This window comes from Mesorhizobium sp. M0870 (genome assembly GCF_040319775.1).
Classification (GTDB): Bacteria; Pseudomonadota; Alphaproteobacteria; order Rhizobiales; family Rhizobiaceae; genus Mesorhizobium.
Genome location: NZ_JAMYOI010000018.1, coordinates 60,256 through 76,806 on the forward strand (window position 1 = coordinate 60,256; position 16,551 = coordinate 76,806).

Genomic DNA, 16,551 nt, shown 5'->3' on the forward strand with positions numbered 1-16,551 from the left:
ATTGATCGCGAACCTGCCGTCATGGCCTCAATCGCGAGGCAGCGACGGGTCGGTTCATTTTCCCGCAGCGAGCAGTGACTGTTCATATGATCTGCCAAGGCTGATCCAACGCCAATTTGCGACGCCATGCTCCACAGCCAAATTCTTGAGCGCCACAGCCTCGTGTGAACCGACTCAGGCCGTGGGTGTTGCTGCTTGGAACAAATCGGCGGCGGCAGAAGTTTGGCGTGCGCTACGAGGACCGCATGGCGAGCAAATCGACCGTGGTAGGCCGCTCCGGCGCACGCAAGCTTTGCTCTCGCCGCGCTCACAAGTGCAAGTCTGCCAGGGCGTGGTTGAAAGGGAGAAATCATGGCCAAGGTTTCAAGTCCGACCCCTGCCGCGGCCAGAGGCGAAGTTCAGGCAGGAGCGACGCAGGACAAGACGCCGGGGTTCGATCCCGCCATTGCCCCGCTTGAGACAGACGCAGAGGCCGCGGACACACAAAATCCGGTCGCTGGGACAAGTCCGCCGCGCAATCGTCCAGAATTCGAAAACGATGCCAGCTTTGCCAATGCCATGCGCCCGGTCGAAGGCGAGCCGGAACTGCGGCCTGGCGCCAACTGGCCGGTTTTGGTGATTGCAGCTGTCGTTTTGATAGCAGCCGTGGTTTTCCTGGCGGCAAGCATGCTGCGCTGAGAACGATCCCGACGATGCAGCACCCCACGCCTATTCCTGGAGGTCTGGTGCGCCCTTCATGCCTGAGAGTTCGGTCATTGGGCACAGCAGCCGCGGTCGCGCGGGATCGGAAATGTCGAGCTTGTCCCAAGGGATGCGATATAGACCGTCGCGGCGGCGCAATCGGAAAAGATCCAGCACCGCCACGCCTATGGCCGAGGCCGAGAGGCGCTCGAAAGCGGCGTAGACCCCGACATGGAATTCGGTGACGAGGAAATCGTCACCATCCCGTTCGGCGTGGATCTCCTCGATATAGCCGACATTCTTGCCGCGCTGCGAGAGTACGCGTCGCCCAGCCAGATGCTCGAGATTGACCGTGGTCATCATCAAGCTCCCGGGATGCGCCCGATGACATGGTCGCGCAACCAGTCCTGCCAGGCGAAGATCGACGTTTCTCGCACATCGATGTCGAACTCGATATCGATGCCGATATCTTTGACCTTGTGCCAGGCGATCCGATGGGGTTCGCCATGCTGCTTGCCACCCAGCTTGACCGCGAGCCGCGCCATCCAGCGCCCAGGCCGTGCGCCGAGGCGACGTGCCAGGGTGATGGAGCCGAGCTCGATGGCAATGATCCGAGGCGGCTTGCCAGGCCGCAACTCCGCCACCAGCCCGTCGACCTTGCCGATCTTGATCTGCTCGCGGTCGACCACCTGCTTGTCGAGGAGATCACGCAGCAACTTCATCATGTGCCTCCGAATATCTGCAGCGGGATGGTCACCACCGCCAGTACGAAGCCAAGCGCGATGATGAAGATGACGGCGGCATTCGACAAAAAGCCATTGCGATGCTCGCCGACATAATGTTTGTCGTTCAGCAGAAACAGGAAAGGAACGACCGTCAGCGGCAGGCTGGCTGCCGTCAGCGCCATGGAGAAGATGGTGAGCCTCAGCGGATCGAGACCAAGCGCGATGGGAATAGCCGCCAAAAGCAATGATATCGTGTAGGTGGCGCTGAAACCCGGATCGTCGCGCGGCTTGCGATCCTCGCCCCAATTCCAGCCGAAACCCTGGGCCACAAGATAGGCCTGTTGCAACCCGACCTCTAGTGCGGCGCCGAAGCAGGCAATGGCGAGGGAGGCAACAAACAGCACGAAGCCCCAGAAGCCGAATATGGATATCAGCATCAACGGCAATTGGTGATAGTCGTCCACCTGGGTGACGCCATGCGTGGCGAGCACGAGAGCGGCCACGATCAACACGCCGATCGAGATGGTCCCCCCGAAAGTCATGCCCAACCCCGCTATGGCCCGATTGGCTCCGAGATAGCTTTTGTCCCACCGGTCCTCGATGGCCCCCGAGGAATAGAACATGAAGAGGTAGGGCGATATCGAGGCGCCGAGAATGCTCACCGCCATGAACCAGTAATTGGCGGCATCGTGGACCGGCAGCGAAGGCACGGCGCCCCTTGCGACTGCCGTCCAATCGGGTCTCAGCATCACCGCTCCGACGACGAAACACAGCGTCACCAGACCGAGAATAGATACGCCCTTCTCGATGAAGCCGAAGGTGCCTTTCCAAAGCAGCAGCCACGCCAGCAAAGCCACCGGCAGTGCCCACCACTGGAAGCCTATGCCGGTGGCAAATTCGAGCGCAATGGCGACGCCGCCGATCTCGGCGGACAGCACCAGGAAATTGACCAGCAGGGCGGCCAGCAACGGCCATAGAAAGACGTTGAAGCCGAATCTCTCGCGGATGCCGTCGGAGATCGTGTGATGGCTCACGGCCGCGAACCGGCCGGACATTTCGACAAGGAAGATGATGCAGATGGTGCCTAGCACCACCGCCCAGATCAACTGGAAGCCAAACATCGCGCCTGCCTGCGCCGCCGTCGCCATGGACCCAACTTCGAGGAAGCCGCCGACGCTGGTGACGACGCCGAGGGATATTTCCATGAGCTTCTTCATGGCTTCGGCGCGAAATACTTGGCGTAGGCGGTAGCGAGCGCACGCGATGCCAGCCGCAGATCCTGTTGCGCGTCTTGGACTTCCGGCCGGTCGCCCGCCTGCAATCCGGCCTCTGCACGCGCCACCGCGACCGACAAATCGTAGACTGCCTTTGTCAGTGAAGCTTGCTCGGCGGGTTCACTGGTTTGCGCGGACCGGATTTGCGCCCCGGCGTCGGCAAGCGTCTCGCCGATCGATTGCAGCGTACCCACCGTGTATGCGGTCGGCGCCGCCCCTGCCGCCCAGGCGTCCAGCGCCATCAACACGGTCTGCGATGCGGAGGCCGCTGTTCGTGATTGCTGCTCGATCTGATCGGAAGATGAGCATGCCGACAACATCAGCAACAGCAAGCACAAGCAGTCGTGCCTGAGATAGCGGCGTCTAACGATCAAATCAGGCGTTTGGTGCGCCACCGAATAGTCTCCCCCGACCCAACAAAACCGTGGCCGGCGTAAATCTGATCTAGAGCACTCGTCGGGTCCGTCAACGACCGCGTCCGCCGATCCGGAGCACGAGGCGGCGAGCCAGGTCCCGATCGGTTTCAATTGCCGCACCAGCGTAAGCTGAAGGTCAGGCGGGGCGATCCCCGTTCGGCGCGTCTTGGATTCTGTATTCGTGAATGAGGCCGAGAACCTGAGTTCTGACTGTATCGCGCGCGTCGGGCTGGATGAAAAACATCAGCCGTTCGACCGCTTCCACGACTGCTTCCGGCAGATCCGAAACCGCATCGGTGAATTCGCTGCCGTGCTCGTACATATTGTCCGTCAGTTTCTTGTCGAGGTCGGAAAGGATGCCCATTCATCCACACTCCAGATCCATGCTGTATTAAACTCAGTTCGGCACCGTCACCGCGACGTCGCCTCGCCTGTTGCTGCCGGCCATCGATCACTGTTGCCCCGGCATTTCCGTGTTTTCCCTGGGATTTTTCTGGACGCCGGCAGCCGGGGCGGTATCCGCGGGGGCATTGCCGCCCTGGTTCTGCTCCGGCGCGCGTTTCAGCGGCGAGGTCTGCCAGCCCATATCGACGTAGAAAAAGCCCACGACGAAACCGACAATGATGACCGCCGCTATCACCAGCGAGATTATTGCGTTGCGTCGCTCCATAGGCCTAGCCACCACTTGGCTTGGGAGATGCCGGCTGCGTTGGCTGCGTACCTTGCTGCTCACCGCCGGTGCTGGTCTGCGGCGTCGGGTTGGTGTCCGTCGTGGGATTCTTGTCGACGGGCTGGCTGTTCGTGGTATCCGTCTTGGACTTGGCTGGATCGGCATTGTCGTTGCACCCCGCCAAGGCGAGCAATGCCGCCGACATCAATAACACTGCCCTCATGCTGATTTCTCCTGGCTGAGTCCGGGCGAAGCCGCCTGCCAATGACCTATTCGGTCGAACCGCACCGAGAGCCCCTGTTTGACCGCGCTTCTAGCCAGCAAATGGTCCAGTTCGGCGTCTTCGATCGGACTTCGTACGACCTGGCGAATGGCCTTGCAGGCAAGTTCCGTCGAGACGAAATCATATCTCCTGCTCCTGGCGACAACATATTGTTCGACCAGCATTTTCACGCGCCTGAGCGCGATTTCTTCGGCGTATTGCATTTTATTCCTCCTGCGCCCCGAACTGCCGAACGGGTTTGTTGTTCCAAAAACATGATTGTCGAGGTGATTAGATGCTCGCGCTTTCCGATAGAAAGCGCGAGCGGATCAGGCTGAGGGGACCCGATCGTGCAGCATCAAACAAGGGGAGCAACGATGCTGCATGATATCGAACTCGCCCAGACCTGAGTTGTTCCACCTCTCCACGCCGCGTGTTCATTGAACTCAAGAACAAATCGTTGTCACGGCCCGCATACGGCCGCGCATCAACCCGCACGGAACAATCAGCTCCGACAGTGGTTCGGCCGAAGCGAAGTTCGGAGGACGTGATGACGAATGAAAAATTGGCCGTGGTGACGGGCGCCTCGAGCGGCATTGGGAAGGAACTTGCCAAACTGTGCGCAAAGGACAGCTACCATCTGATCATAGCCGCCGACGAACCTGCGATCCGGCAGGCCGCCGAGGCGCTCGGTTCGCATGGTGTGACTGTCGAAGCCATCGAGGCCGATCTGGCGACCGAGGAAGGTGTCGATCGTTTGATCGCCGGGATCGGCGATCGCGATGTCGACCTGTTGTTCCTGAATGCCGGACGTGGGCTCGGCCGTGGTTTCGTCGATCAGGATTGGAAAAAAGTCCGCCGCATCATCGACACCAACATCACCGGTACCGTCTATCTCGCGCATCAACTCGGAGCCAGGATGGCACGCCGCGGCCGAGGCCGCATCCTCTTCACAGGATCGATCGCTGGTTTCATGCCGGGCACTTTCCAGGCGGTCTACAACGGCACCAAGGCTTTCATCGATTCCTTCTCGATCGCACTGCGTCATGAATTGCAGGACACAGGAGTCACAGTCACCGTGCTGATGCCCGGGGCAACGCAGACGCGGTTCTTCGAACGCGCCGAAATGATGGATACCAAGGTCGGCACCGATGAGAAGGACAATCCCGCCGATGTGGCCGAGGCCGGCTACGAGGCGATGATGGACGGTGAGGAACAAGTCATCAGCGGCTGGAAGAACAAGCTGCAGGTCGCCGCGGCGCATGTGACGCCGGCAGGCACGCTGGCCGAACAGCACCGCAAGATGGCCGAGCCGGGTTCTGCCTCCAAAGGCTGACGTTCGGCCTTCACGCCAAACCAAAATGTCGGGCAGACTCTTCTGCCGACCTTCTTCCAAGGCAGGAGCACCATCATGAAAGCGCTCACGTGGCACGGCAAAGGCGACATTCGATGCGACCAGGTGGCTGATCCCGCCATCGAGGATGATCGTGACGTCATCATCAAAGTCACCTGTTGCGCCATATGCGGCTCGGACTTGCATCTGATGAACGGATATATGCCGACGATGGAGTCGGGCGATGTGCTCGGACACGAGACGATGGGCGAGGTCGTGGAAGTCGGCAGCGGCCATTCGAAATTCAGAAAGGGCGACCGCATCGTGGTGCCTTTCAACATCTCATGCGGCGAATGCTGGTTTTGCCAGAAGGGGCTGTTCTCGCTTTGCGACAGGTCCAATCCCAATGCCAAACAGGCTGCCGAAGTGATGGGACAATCCCCGGCTGGCCTGTTCGGCTATTCGCATCTGGTCGGCGGCTATTGGGGAGGGCAAGCCGAATATCTGCGCGTTCCTTTCGCTGATGTCGGTCCGATAAAGGTGCCCGAGGGAATGGACGACGAACAGGTGCTGTTCCTCTCCGACATCTTTCCAACCGGCTATATGGCGGCTGAAAACGCCGGCATCGAGCCAGGCGAAACCGTCGCCATCTGGGGTTGCGGTCCGGTTGGTCAGTTCGCCATTCAGAGCGCATGGATGCTCGGCGCCGGCCGCGTCATTGCCATAGACAAGGTGCCGGAGCGGCTGGCGATGGCTCGCGAGCACGGCAAGGCCGAGACGCTCGACTTCAGCAACTCCGATATCTACGACGCCTTGATGGCGATGACCGATGGCCGCGGTCCGGATCGCTGCATAGACTGTGTCGGTACCGAGTCGGATCCCGGCGCCAGTGCCGACTCCATGCTCGACAAGGTCAAGGCTGCCGTCTATCTCGGCACCGATAGGCCGCATGTATTGCGCGAAGCAATTTACTCCTGCCGCAAAGGCGGCACCATCTCGGTGCCCGGCGTCTATATCGGCCTCGTCGATCATATTCCGTTCGGCGCCGCCATGAACAAGGGACTGACCTTCCGGATGGGTCAGACGCACACGCAACGCTATCTCGAACCGCTCCTGGCCATGGTACAGAAGGGCGACATCGATCCCTCCTTCGTGATCACGCACCGGGCAGACCTCGAAGCGGGACCGGACCTCTACAAGACGTTCCGTGACAAGCAGGATGGCTGCATCAAGGTGGTGATGCGACCGCATGGCTGAGATGTCGGTATCTTGCGCGGGGTCCACCTTGCGCGGATTCCCCGCCAAGGATAGCACCGACGCTGCCGAGGAACCTGGAACTTTCGACCGTGGCGGCGGTTGACCCGCAGAATAAACTCAGGGCGACGAGACTGTCGTGCCCGCCCGCTGCGAAGGAAGTTATCGCCATGAGCAATGAGAATCCCACATCGAAACCCAGCGTCCGGTCGCCAAACGCCGATGCTCTGCCGCACCCGAGACGGGACGCCAGTGACACAGATGCCGGTGCCAAGCCGCTGACGCCGAAAACCGCCGGCACATCCCGGCCATCGGCCCCGCCGCTGGACAATCCGGTTGCCAATCGAAACGCCGGGCGGCCGCGTCAGGCGAGCACCACGCCTAGGCCGACCGACAAGCCCCTGGACTGATCGAAACCGGCCTCTTGAAATCACAGCGAGTGTTTGTCGGGACGAAGCGATGCCAGGTCGGCCAGGGTGTTGAGAAGTGCAGCGTCGCCTGCCGGTTTCGGCACGAATTTGCAGTTTCGGAAGGGTGTGGGAACGTCGCGCGGCCCAAATCCGGTCATGAATGCGAAGGGGATGCCGCGAGCCAGCAATGTTTCGGCCACGGGCAGACTTGTTTCACCGTTCAATTGAATGTCCAGCAGCGCCACGTCGGCTTTGCCTGCATCGATAAGCTGACGAGCCGCGGCGACCGACGAGACCGGGCCGATCACCGGATAACCCGCCGCACGCAGGCGAGACGCGACGTCTTCGGCGATCAGCCATTCGTCCTCGACCACCAGAACGCGCGGCCTGTCGTCGCTCACGGCGCCTCCTTGTGATTTGCCGGAAACGCGATCTGGACGCTGAGGCCGTCCTTGTGGAACGCGGTCTCGACATGGCCGCCGAGCCTGTAACCGATTTCTCCTTGCAACAAGGTCAGGCCAAAGCCGTTGTCCAAGGGCGCCTCGACAAGAGGACCGTCCTTCTCTCGCCAGCCAAATGTGAAACTGTCATCCTCGATCGACCATTGCACACTGACCTTGCCGTCGGTTTTTGACAAAGCGCCATACTTGGCCGCGTTGGTGGCCAGTTCATGAATGGCCATGCTGAGGGAAAGCCCCTGTTGCGGGCCTAATTTCACGTCTGCGCCATCGAGTTCAACCCGCTCGATGCCGAAGGGTTCGAGCTCCTGCTGGAGCAATTCCCTGACCGAGGCTTCCTTCCATCTCTCCCGGGTCAGCAGGCCGTAGGCCCGCGACATGGCATGCAGGCGGCCGATCAGCGCATCCGCGAACTCCTCCTTCGTATCAGAACTTTCCCGCGTGCGGCTTGCAATGCTGGCGATCACCGCAAGCATGTTCTTGACCCGGTGGTTGAGTTCCGAGATGAGCACCTGCTGATGCTCTTCTGCCTGTGCCAGCGTGGTAACGTCGACAAGTGTCACCACCACGCCCTGGATCCTGTTGCCCTTGTCCCGATAGGGATTGATGCGGACCATGTGGAACAAGCCCCTGGCATCGCGCGCCAGATGGTGATTCAGGATCTCGCCTGTCTCGAACACCTTGTCGATGTGCTGCTTCAACTCTGGGTAGTCGAGTTGGCTCGACAAATCCGTCAGCGGCCGGCCAACATCGGAGGGGCGCAGGCTGAAGAAGGATGACGCCGCCGGCGTGAAGGTGCGGACCACAAGGCTGCGGTCGAGGAAAATGGTCGCGATGTCAGTGCTTTCGAACAGGTTGCGCAGATCGCCGTTAGCGTGATTGAGCTCTTCTATCTTGGCCGTCAACTCGGCATTGATCGTGTTGAGTTCCTCGTTGAGCGACTGCATCTCCTCCTTCGAGGCTTCGAGTTCCTCATTGGTGGATTGCGCCTCCTCATTGACGGAGACGAGTTCCTCGTTCGACGATTTCACCTCCTCCAGCGCGGTCTCGTATTCCTCGATCATCGATTGCAGGCGCTCTCTGGTATCGCGCAGTTCCCGCTCGAGATCGGCGGTGCTGTCACTGTCACGGCTGCCGCCGTCTTCCTCTGAGCGGGCCTGCGTCGGGCCCGACGGCTCGAAAAGGACAAGGTAAAGCGGCTCGCCGTTGCCGCGTTCCGCGAGCGGCTCGATCGTCAGCCTGATCGGCTGGACCCGTTCGTCGTCTTCCTCCACGGTGAGGTTTTCCCGCACCACTGTGCGGCGCGTGGTCGTCGCTTCGCGCAGTGCGGCGCGGAGATCCAGCCGCAGCCCACGCCTTGCCATCGTCAGCAACTGCCGGCTGGGAATCCCTTGTGGCGCTTCGAGATATCTGCCGGTCCTGGCCGAATAATAGACGACATCGCCCTCGGCGTTGACCAGGACATGCGGCGGCGCGAACCGTTCCAGCACCTGCGCCTCCACTGCCTGCCGCAAGGGATAGCCGACAAGTCCCTTCTTCGAGCCGGCGCTTTCGGATGGGAAGACGCTGGAATGACTTTCCCCGATCAAGGCCGGCAGTCTGATGTGCGGTGAGGCATGCTCCCGCGCATGGAAGATGCGATGTTTCTTGTCGACGGTGGCGAACAGATCGTCGTGCTGCCCGACGCTTTCGGAGGTGCCAAGGAAAAGGTAACCGCCGGGCTTCAGCGCATAATGGAAGACAGGGATGACGCGGTTTTGGATGATCGGGCCGAAATAGATCAGCAGATTGCGGCAGGAGACCAAGTCCATGCGCGAGAAGGGTGGATCGCGAATGACGCTGTGCGGCGAGAAGATGCACAGTTCGCGTATCGCATTGCTGATGACATAGCTTTCGCCATCGCCGTTGAAAAACCGCTGTTTGCGTTCGGGAGAAAGACCTTGCAGCAAGGCTTCCGGATAGCGTGCCGCCCGCGCCACCGCCAGCGCCGGCTCGTCGATGTCGGTCGCGAATATCTGGACGCGCGGAACGACCGTAAGCTTCTCCATGTGTTCGCGCAGCAGGATGCCGATGGAGAACACCTCCTCGCCCGTGGCGCATCCGGGAACCCAGACCCTGACGGTGTCGCTGGCGGTCTTGCCTTCGAACAGCTGCGGTATGATCTTTCGCTCGAGCAACTCGAAGGCATCGGGGTCGCGAAAGAAGTTGGTGACATTGATCAGCAGATCGCGAAAAAGGTTCATCACCTCGCGAGCATCCTTCTTCAGCCAGTCTATATAAGCGCTGATGGAATGGACCTGGGCGATCTGCATGCGCCGCTTCACGCGGCGCAGGAATGTCTTGGTCTTGTAGCCCGAGAAGTCGTGGCCGGAGTGGCTGCGCAGAATGGCGTATATCTGTTCTCGCACCTTATCGATGTCGGCCGTATGGTCGCCATCATCTTCCGCCAGCCCCTCCAGCGGATCGAAGCCGCGGGCGAAAGCCTCCAGCTTCGCCCCGATCTCCTCGGCGGGCACAGCGACATCGACGAGTCCGCTGGCAATAGCGCTCTGTGGCATGTCGGGATTGCGCGGCCCATAGCCGTCCGGCGCTTGCGCGACGGTAAACCCGCCCCGCTCCTTGATGGCCTTGGCGCCCAGGGTTCCATCGGAGTCGCCGCCCGACAGGATGACGCCAACGGCATATTCGCCCTGGTCTTCACCCAATGCAGCGAAGAAGATATCGATGGGCTTGCGCTCCTGGGTAAGCCCATTCGGCCGGCGCAGGTGCAGCACCCCCGATTCAATGGCCAATGTCACGTTTTGCGGCATCACATAGACGTGGTCGGGTTGAACCACCATGCCGTCCTCGATCACGATGACAGGCATCTCGGTGTAGCGGCTGATGACCTCGTGCAACAGGCTTTCGCGCTTGGGGCTGAGATGCGTGATGATGACGAAAGCCATACCAGGCTGACCGGTCACGCCCTTGAACAGACCTTCCATCGCGGGAATGCCGCCCGCGGACGCGCCTATGCCCACGATGGGAAATCTAGTCGATCGGGCAGTCACGGCATGTCCCCCTTTCGCCGACCCGACCTGAAATCCCCTCAAGGCCGGATCGGACAGGACACAACCATATAGCGCGCAAGACGGATGGAACAAGACGTCAGGGATGACGTTGAACCCGATATCAATGGTGGTTCAATGGCAAAACGATCTGCTGACATAAAACTCCCGACGCCGGTGGTATCGGGGGAGCCTGGATCGCTTGGAAGTTCCCATGCTGGGGCCGTCCCGGATCGCATGCTGGCGCTTACGAGACGGTTGCAGGCGGCCTTGGACGACAGAATTCGGAAGGCAAATCCGCTGCATTCTAACCTCCGTTCCAAGAAAGGATGACGACGTGCGCGACCTGCGGGGGCTGCATATTCTGATAGTCGAAGACGAATGGACGATGGCGGGGGATCTTGCGCGGTTTTTCAGCAATATGGGCGCCATCATCCTCGGTCCCGCTGCAACCGTCGAACAGGCATCCAAACACACCGGGACGGCTGAAGCTGCAATCCTCGACGTCAATCTCAATGGCCGACGCGTGTTTCCAATCGCCGATGAGTTGATGCGCCGGGGTGTCCCCTTCGTGTTCTTCAGTGGCGATGACGACATCGCCATTCCCGATCATCTCCGCTACGCCAGCAATTTGCGGAAATCCTCGGGCAGCCAGGCGGTGTTCAACGCGCTCTTTCCCCCGCAGGCATCTGGGCGGGAGACCCCCATGTCGGACCCCTCCGACGACGTCTTCGCGCTTTTGCCCAAACTGCGACTTGCGGCGCGCCTTTTGCTGGCAGACGTCGAGGCATCGGATCGGCTCGTCGAGAGGACGCTCGAGCAAGCGATCCGGGATGTCGACCGCAGACAGCTTGGTCAATCCACTGAAAACTGGCTCAACGGCATCATGCAAGAGATGGCGAAAACCCGCGGCGCAAAACTGATGCATTAGTTTGCCTTCCAAGAAAACTTGGCCGTACAGATAGGCCATTTGACCGGCGTCATCAGCCCTTCTGATTGCGCTCGACGAACTTGTTGAAACGGCTGGCTTTCCCCTCACCGGTCTTGGCCTGATACAGAAAGGCCAGATCATTCTCGTCGAATATCCGGAAGAACTCGTCCCATTCGACGGGCTCGAATGCTTCCTCGGGCTCGCCGAAGTCGATCCGCAGGATGCCGCCCTCGCCTTTGGTGCGCACCACTGCCGGCCGGCCATCCCGCTCCTCGGCCCATTTGCGAATTTCGTCGTGGTTGGTGGTCGTTTGCGACTGAGACATTGAAATCTCCTTTGATCATCGGCGTTGCCACATGGGACACGCGGGCTGTCGGGCGTCCTAACAGCACAGGGGCGCCAATGTTCCAGCACCGCGCGGTGATCGCGCTGCGCCGGCTCCCAATGGGACCGGCCAAAGGAACTTTGTTGAAGCAAGGGAACAAACCTTTTGCCGAAAAGTTCGGGGCGCCGAGGTTACTTGTCTGAGGAGTCGTCGTGAAACGCATATTGGTTACAGGAGGCTGCGGCTTCATCGGCCGGCATGTCGCACAGGAACTCGTCGAGCAGGATTATTCGGTTCGCATCCTCGATGCGCTGCTGGAGCAGGTGCATGCGGGCGAAGCCGTCGCGCTTCCCGCTGGAACCGAGCTGATCAAGGGCGACGTCCGGGACCGAGAGGCGGTCGCCAGTGCGCTGGAAGGTGTCGACGCGGTCATTCATCTGGCGGCGGAAGTCGGCGTCGGACAATCGATGTACGAGATCGCGCGCTATGTCGGCGCCAACGATCTCGGCACCGCAACGCTGCTCGAGGCGCTGATCAAGCACCCGGTCGAACGGATCGTCGTCGCCTCGTCGATGAGCGTCTATGGCGAAGGGCTCTATGCAACGCCAGACGGCCGGCGTGTCGACAATGCTCGGCGCAAGGCGAGCGACATCAGGAGCGGGCAATGGAACCCGCTGTCGCCAGAGGGAGACGCCCTCTCGCCGCTGCCGACGGACGAAGAAAAGCCGGTCGATCTCGCCTCCATCTATGCGCTGACAAAATACGCACAGGAACGCGCCGTGCTGATCTTCGGCGAAGCCTATGGCGTCGATGCGGTCGCGCTGCGCCTGTTCAATGTCTTCGGCGCCGGCCAGGCGTTATCCAATCCCTATACCGGCGTGCTTGCCAACTTCGCTTCGCGTCTCGCCAACGGCCAACGGCCAATGATCTTCGAGGATGGAGAACAGAAGCGCGATTTCGTCCATGTGCATGACGTCGCCCGCGCCTTTCGCCTTGCGCTGCAGCAACGCCAGGCAAGGGGTCATGTCATCAACATCGGCAGCGGCCGCGCCTATGCGATCAGCGAAGTCGCGCGATTGCTGGCCGAAGCCATGGGGACACCGAACCGCTCGCCGGAACTGCTCGGCAAAGCCCGCTCCGGCGATATCCGGAACTGCTTCGCCGATATCTCCAAGGCCCGTGAGCTGCTCGGTTTCGAGCCGGTGCGGCAACTGGAGAATTCGCTCGGCGAGTTCGTTTCCTGGGTGCGTAACACGTCCGCCGTCGACCGCGGCGCCGACATGAAGCGCGAGCTAGAAGAACGTGGGTTGGTCTCATGAACACACGCAATCGACGCGACGCGCCGATCGCCATCATCGGCGGCAGCGGCTTCATAGGATCGAACCTCGCCGACAGCCTGTTGTCGGATGGCGAGCCGGTACTGGTGATCGACAATCTCAGCCGTCCGGGCGTCCAGCAGAACCTTGAATGGCTGGCGCAAAAACACGGTGGTCGCCTCACGGTGGAGACGATCGACGTGCGAGACGCCAACGCACTGGCGCCTGTCTTGATGGTTTCCAGGGCAATTTTCCATCTGGCCGCGCAAACCGCCGTCACCACAAGCTTGGTCGAGCCGGGCGAGGATTTCGACATCAACCTTCGCGGAACGTTCAACGTTCTGGAGGCGGCGCGACTGAGCGGTGAGCGCATCCCTGTGATCTTCGCCAGCACCAACAAGGTCTATGGCAGCCTGCCCGACGTCGCGGTCCGCGAGGACGGCGATTGCTATGTGCCTTGCGACAGCGTCATCCAGGCGAACGGCATCGATGAGGCTCGGGGCCTGGACTTCTGCACGCCCTACGGTTGCTCCAAAGGCGCGGCGGATCAGTATGTGCTCGACTATGCCAAATCTTACGGCATGCCGACGGCGGTTCTGCGGATGAGCTGCATCTATGGACCGCGCCAGTTCGGAACCGAGGACCAGGGCTGGGTCGCACACTTCCTGCTCAGCGCGCTGACGGGACGCCCAATCACCATTTACGGCGACGGCAGGCAAGTGCGCGATATCCTGCATGTCTCCGATGCCGTCGCCGCCTACAGGGCCGTGCTCGATCGCATCGAGACCACCAAAGGCCAGGCATTCAATCTTGGCGGCGGCCCGGAAAATGCGGTCAGCCTGCGCAGGTTGTTGAGCGAAATCCGTAGCCTGACCGGCCATGATCTTTCAATCCGCCATGATGGGGAACGCACCGGCGACCAGCCCTTCTTCGTCGCCGACACCCGCAAGATCAAAACCGCGCTTGGCTGGATGGCCCATGTTTCATGGCGCGAAGGCATCCGCGACCTCGCCGACTGGCTGCGCCGCCATCGGCTCGAGCCTCGCCCTGAAGCCGTGAGGTACGTTGCATGAAAATCGCCCTGGTAAACCCGTCCTGGACGTATGACGACAGCATTTATTTCGGCTGCCGCCAACCGCATCTGCCGCTGGAACTCGGCTATTCGAAGGCCCTGCTCGAAGCCGCCGGACATCAGGTGCTGATGCTGGATGGCCAGTTGCAGAAGCTCGATAATTCCGGTCTCTGCGAGCGGGTGGCTGATTTCGCCCCGGCTATGACCGTCGTCAGTACCGCCCCGACCTATCTGTTCTGGCGCTGCGCACCGCCGGAATTGCGTGTGCCGGCCGATTTCCTCAACCGTCTGGCCGGGCGCGGTGGACGCACGGTCGCGGTCGGGCCGCACGGCTCTGCAACGCCGGCGCCGACCTTGCGCAAGCTCGGCGTCGACATCGTCGTGCGCGGCGAATGCGAAGAAGTCGTCGAGCAACTTGCCCGGCGCGACGATTGGAGCGCCGTGCCCTCAACCGCTTATCTGCGGGATGCCAGGGTTGTTTCGAACGGCGGCGTCCACGCCAGCTCGTTTGTCGATCATCCGCCACTCGAATGGCCAGCGGACTGGATCGCAGCCCATGCGCATCACCATCACAGGTTTGACGACAGTCAGGTCGGGTTCGGCGCGGAAGTGGAGGCATCGCGCGGCTGTCCCTACAATTGCAGCTTCTGCGCCAAGATCGATTTCCGTGATGCCTATCGCCGTCGAAACCACGAAGCGGTGGTAGCGGAGATCGATCGGCTGATTGCCCAGGGTGTCGGCTACGTCTACTTCATCGACGAGATCTTCCTGCCGCAAAAAGCGTTGCTGGAAGCCTTGGTCGATCGCGACGTGAAATTCGGCGTACAGACCCGCATCGATCTGTGGAAGCCCGAGCTGCTGGAATTGCTGGGCGCCGCGGGCTGCGTCTCCATCGAGGCCGGGCTCGAAAGCCTGACCGTCGAAGGCCGGGCGATGCTGGCCAAGCGCTGCCGGCTGGGGACCGAGGAACTCGCCGCGCTGCTCGTCGATGCCAGACGTCACGTTCCATTTGTCCAGGCCAATCTGATCGGCGTGGTCGAAGATGATCCCGCCTTGGTCGAGCATTGGCGAACTCACCTGATCGACCACGGCGTATGGGCCAACGAACCTGTGCCGCTTTACCCGTATCCGAGTTCGCCCAGCTACCGCGAGATGTGGGGCGAACCCGACGACCTTGCCTGGGAGCGGGCCCATGATCACTACCTCGCGTCGTTCCAGAAATTCAGTGACATCCAGGAGAGGCGCCCGCGGCCGCTGGCGGAGCTGGAGGCGACATGTTGCGGACACTGACGCCGCGCTCGCGGCGCATCCTGATGACCGTCGATGCCGTGGGCGGCGTATGGCGCTATGCCCTCGATCTGGCACGGGAACTTGTGAACGGCGGCGACAGCGTGGTGCTTGCCGGCCTCGGTCCACAACCGTCGAGGCAGCAAGCCGAGGAGGCGGAGGCTTTCACGACGCTGATCTGGTTGAGTACGCCGCCGGATTGGATGACCCGCGACGGCGGCGACCTCGACGCGCTGCCGCGGGAATTGCTTGCGCCCATGCGCGACCACGCCATCGACCTTGTCCATTTCAACGCGCCGACGCAGGCATCGGGATTCGATGCGCCATGCCCAGCCGTGGTGGTCTCCCATTCCTGCGTGACGACATGGTTCCACGCCGTCAGGAAACAGGCAGTGGATCGCGCATGGGCCTGGCAGAAGGAGCGCAACAGGCGCGGCTTGGATCGGGCCGACGCAGTCATTGCGCCGAGCCGCAGCCACGCCGACATGCTTGAGACCTGCTACGGCCCGATCCCGCGCCTGCACGTCGTGGCGAATAGCGCCCGCCCCGTCCCGAGAGCCGAAAAGCGTCAACCGCTCGTCTTCGCCGCCGCCCGTTGGTGGGACGAGGGCAAAAATGCGGCGGTGATCGACCAGGCCGCGTCACTGACGCAATGGCCCATCTTTGCCGCCGGTTCGATGCACGGTCCCAACGGCGGGCGTGCCGGCTTCAGCTATGCCGTTCCTCTGGGAGCACTGCCGTCTCACGAGGTGCGCTCCTTGATGGCGCGCGCCGGTATTTTCGTGTCGCCATCGATCTATGAGCCATTCGGTCTGGCCGCGCTGGAAGCTGCCATGTCGGCAACGCCACTGGTGCTTTCCGACATCGCAACCTATCGCGAACTATGGGACGGGGCCGCGATGTTCTTTGATGCGCGCAATCCGCACGACCTCACTGCCTGCCTCAATCGTCTCTCCAGCGACGCCGAATTCAGGCGGGAGCTCGGCCAGGCAGCCATGCGACGGAGCCGCCGGTTTACACTGGTCAGGCAAGCGGCTGCCATGCGAGGCGTCTACGACAAGGCGGCCCTGGCCATGGCGGGGCGCTGACC

General features: G+C 61.4%; 19 protein-coding genes. 9 read left to right on the forward strand and 10 right to left on the reverse strand.

The features are described from left to right. The first annotated feature begins 351 nt into the window (after positions 1 to 351). Complete coding sequence (locus NKH97_RS21415) at positions 352 to 678, forward strand: hypothetical protein (RefSeq protein ID WP_023809457.1); 327 nt, start codon at positions 352 to 354, stop codon at positions 676 to 678. A 30-nt stretch (positions 679 to 708) separates the two neighbouring features. On the opposite strand, the gene NKH97_RS21420 is transcribed toward NKH97_RS21415, so the two are convergent. The 7 genes from NKH97_RS21420 to NKH97_RS21450 all read right to left on the reverse strand — a co-directional run bounded on the left by NKH97_RS21420 (position 709) and on the right by NKH97_RS21450 (position 3,989). Then, positions 709 to 1,041: a hypothetical protein gene (locus NKH97_RS21420; RefSeq protein ID WP_352798730.1), complete on the reverse strand. Its 333-nt coding sequence runs from the start codon at positions 1,039 to 1,041 to the stop codon at positions 709 to 711. Positions 1,042 to 1,043: 2 nt separating this feature from the next. Beyond that, entirely contained in the window at positions 1,044 to 1,403 is a 360-nt protein-coding gene (locus NKH97_RS21425) for a hypothetical protein (RefSeq protein WP_128307633.1), read from the reverse strand. Beyond that, a complete protein-coding gene (locus NKH97_RS21430) occupies positions 1,403 to 2,623 on the reverse strand; it encodes an NRAMP family divalent metal transporter (protein ID WP_352798731.1) in 1,221 nt (406 codons plus the stop codon). The genes NKH97_RS21425 and NKH97_RS21430 overlap by 1 nt, the downstream gene beginning before the upstream one ends. Further along, the gene (locus NKH97_RS21435) at positions 2,620 to 3,012 is read right to left on the reverse strand and encodes a hypothetical protein (protein ID WP_352798732.1); all 393 of its coding nucleotides are present in this window, start codon (positions 3,010 to 3,012) and stop codon (positions 2,620 to 2,622) included. Before NKH97_RS21435 ends, NKH97_RS21430 begins: the two co-directional genes overlap by 4 nt. Positions 3,013 to 3,232: 220 nt before the next feature. Next, on the reverse strand, positions 3,233 to 3,460 hold the full coding sequence (locus NKH97_RS21440; protein WP_023809461.1) for a hypothetical protein: 228 nt from the start codon (positions 3,458 to 3,460) through the stop codon (positions 3,233 to 3,235). An 87-nt stretch (positions 3,461 to 3,547) separates the two neighbouring features. Next, entirely contained in the window at positions 3,548 to 3,766 is a 219-nt protein-coding gene (locus tag NKH97_RS21445) for a hypothetical protein (protein ID WP_013533184.1), read from the reverse strand. A gap of 4 nt (positions 3,767 to 3,770) precedes the next feature. Then, complete coding sequence (locus NKH97_RS21450; RefSeq protein WP_013533186.1) at positions 3,771 to 3,989, reverse strand: hypothetical protein; 219 nt, start codon at positions 3,987 to 3,989, stop codon at positions 3,771 to 3,773. Between the two features lie 41 nt (positions 3,990 to 4,030). Between NKH97_RS21450 and NKH97_RS21455 the strand changes: the two genes are divergently transcribed. From NKH97_RS21455 to NKH97_RS21465, 3 genes are all read left to right on the forward strand, one after another. Further along, on the forward strand, positions 4,031 to 4,366 hold the full coding sequence (locus NKH97_RS21455) for a hypothetical protein (RefSeq protein WP_352798733.1): 336 nt from the start codon (positions 4,031 to 4,033) through the stop codon (positions 4,364 to 4,366). Between the two features lie 212 nt (positions 4,367 to 4,578). Further along, entirely contained in the window at positions 4,579 to 5,364 is a 786-nt protein-coding gene (locus NKH97_RS21460) for an SDR family NAD(P)-dependent oxidoreductase (protein WP_352441964.1), read from the forward strand. Positions 5,365 to 5,439: 75 nt separating this feature from the next. Further along, on the forward strand, positions 5,440 to 6,618 hold the full coding sequence (locus NKH97_RS21465; protein ID WP_023809466.1) for a zinc-dependent alcohol dehydrogenase: 1,179 nt from the start codon (positions 5,440 to 5,442) through the stop codon (positions 6,616 to 6,618). Positions 6,619 to 7,045: 427 nt separating this feature from the next. Here the strand turns inward: NKH97_RS21465 and NKH97_RS21470 are convergent, their stop codons facing one another. Beyond that, positions 7,046 to 7,426 (reverse strand): response regulator, encoded by a 381-nt coding sequence (locus tag NKH97_RS21470; protein ID WP_023809467.1) that lies wholly within the window; start codon positions 7,424 to 7,426, stop codon positions 7,046 to 7,048. Then, positions 7,423 to 10,533 carry a CheR family methyltransferase gene (locus tag NKH97_RS21475; protein ID WP_352798734.1) on the reverse strand — a complete coding sequence of 1,037 codons (3,111 nt, stop codon included), beginning with the start codon at positions 10,531 to 10,533 and terminating at the stop codon, positions 7,423 to 7,425. Before NKH97_RS21475 ends, NKH97_RS21470 begins: the two co-directional genes overlap by 4 nt. A 334-nt stretch (positions 10,534 to 10,867) precedes the next feature. Here NKH97_RS21475 and NKH97_RS21480 point away from each other — a divergent pair, with 334 nt between their 5' ends. After that, a complete protein-coding gene (locus NKH97_RS21480; RefSeq protein WP_164892923.1) occupies positions 10,868 to 11,461 on the forward strand; it encodes a response regulator in 594 nt (197 codons plus the stop codon). 52 nt (positions 11,462 to 11,513) lie between these two features. On the opposite strand, the gene NKH97_RS21485 is transcribed toward NKH97_RS21480, so the two are convergent. Continuing rightward, positions 11,514 to 11,786: a hypothetical protein gene (locus NKH97_RS21485; protein WP_127255003.1), complete on the reverse strand. Its 273-nt coding sequence runs from the start codon at positions 11,784 to 11,786 to the stop codon at positions 11,514 to 11,516. A 212-nt stretch (positions 11,787 to 11,998) separates the two neighbouring features. On the opposite strand from NKH97_RS21485, the gene NKH97_RS21490 reads away from it, so the two are divergent. From NKH97_RS21490 to NKH97_RS21505, 4 genes are read left to right on the forward strand one after another with little or no spacing between them, the layout of a single operon-like run. Beyond that, positions 11,999 to 13,105: an NAD-dependent epimerase/dehydratase family protein gene (locus NKH97_RS21490; RefSeq protein ID WP_352610921.1), complete on the forward strand. Its 1,107-nt coding sequence runs from the start codon at positions 11,999 to 12,001 to the stop codon at positions 13,103 to 13,105. Next, positions 13,102 to 14,175 (forward strand): NAD-dependent epimerase/dehydratase family protein, encoded by a 1,074-nt coding sequence (locus tag NKH97_RS21495; protein ID WP_352798735.1) that lies wholly within the window; start codon positions 13,102 to 13,104, stop codon positions 14,173 to 14,175. The genes NKH97_RS21490 and NKH97_RS21495 overlap by 4 nt, the downstream gene beginning before the upstream one ends. Further along, complete coding sequence (locus tag NKH97_RS21500; RefSeq protein WP_352773679.1) at positions 14,172 to 15,464, forward strand: TIGR04295 family B12-binding domain-containing radical SAM protein; 1,293 nt, start codon at positions 14,172 to 14,174, stop codon at positions 15,462 to 15,464. Before NKH97_RS21495 ends, NKH97_RS21500 begins: the two co-directional genes overlap by 4 nt. Continuing rightward, the gene (locus NKH97_RS21505; protein WP_352798736.1) at positions 15,449 to 16,549 is read left to right on the forward strand and encodes a glycosyltransferase family 4 protein; all 1,101 of its coding nucleotides are present in this window, start codon (positions 15,449 to 15,451) and stop codon (positions 16,547 to 16,549) included. The genes NKH97_RS21500 and NKH97_RS21505 overlap by 16 nt, the downstream gene beginning before the upstream one ends. Positions 16,550 to 16,551 lie beyond the last annotated feature (2 nt).

Coding starts and splice junctions, on each gene's coding strand:
- NKH97_RS21415 (WP_023809457.1), top strand. CDS start 352: ATGGCCAAGGTTTCAAGTCCGACCCCTGCCGCGGCCAGAGGCGAAGTT.
- NKH97_RS21420 (WP_352798730.1), bottom strand. CDS start 1,041: ATGACCACGGTCAATCTCGAGCATCTGGCTGGGCGACGCGTACTCTCG.
- NKH97_RS21425 (WP_128307633.1), bottom strand. CDS start 1,403: ATGAAGTTGCTGCGTGATCTCCTCGACAAGCAGGTGGTCGACCGCGAG.
- NKH97_RS21430 (WP_352798731.1), bottom strand. CDS start 2,623: ATGAAGAAGCTCATGGAAATATCCCTCGGCGTCGTCACCAGCGTCGGC.
- NKH97_RS21440 (WP_023809461.1), bottom strand. CDS start 3,460: ATGGGCATCCTTTCCGACCTCGACAAGAAACTGACGGACAATATGTAC.
- NKH97_RS21445 (WP_013533184.1), bottom strand. CDS start 3,766: ATGGAGCGACGCAACGCAATAATCTCGCTGGTGATAGCGGCGGTCATC.
- NKH97_RS21450 (WP_013533186.1), bottom strand. CDS start 3,989: ATGAGGGCAGTGTTATTGATGTCGGCGGCATTGCTCGCCTTGGCGGGG.
- NKH97_RS21455 (WP_352798733.1), top strand. CDS start 4,031: ATGACCTATTCGGTCGAACCGCACCGAGAGCCCCTGTTTGACCGCGCT.
- NKH97_RS21460 (WP_352441964.1), top strand. CDS start 4,579: ATGACGAATGAAAAATTGGCCGTGGTGACGGGCGCCTCGAGCGGCATT.
- NKH97_RS21465 (WP_023809466.1), top strand. CDS start 5,440: ATGAAAGCGCTCACGTGGCACGGCAAAGGCGACATTCGATGCGACCAG.
- NKH97_RS21485 (WP_127255003.1), bottom strand. CDS start 11,786: ATGTCTCAGTCGCAAACGACCACCAACCACGACGAAATTCGCAAATGG.
- NKH97_RS21495 (WP_352798735.1), top strand. CDS start 13,102: ATGAACACACGCAATCGACGCGACGCGCCGATCGCCATCATCGGCGGC.
- NKH97_RS21500 (WP_352773679.1), top strand. CDS start 14,172: ATGAAAATCGCCCTGGTAAACCCGTCCTGGACGTATGACGACAGCATT.
- NKH97_RS21505 (WP_352798736.1), top strand. CDS start 15,449: ATGTTGCGGACACTGACGCCGCGCTCGCGGCGCATCCTGATGACCGTC.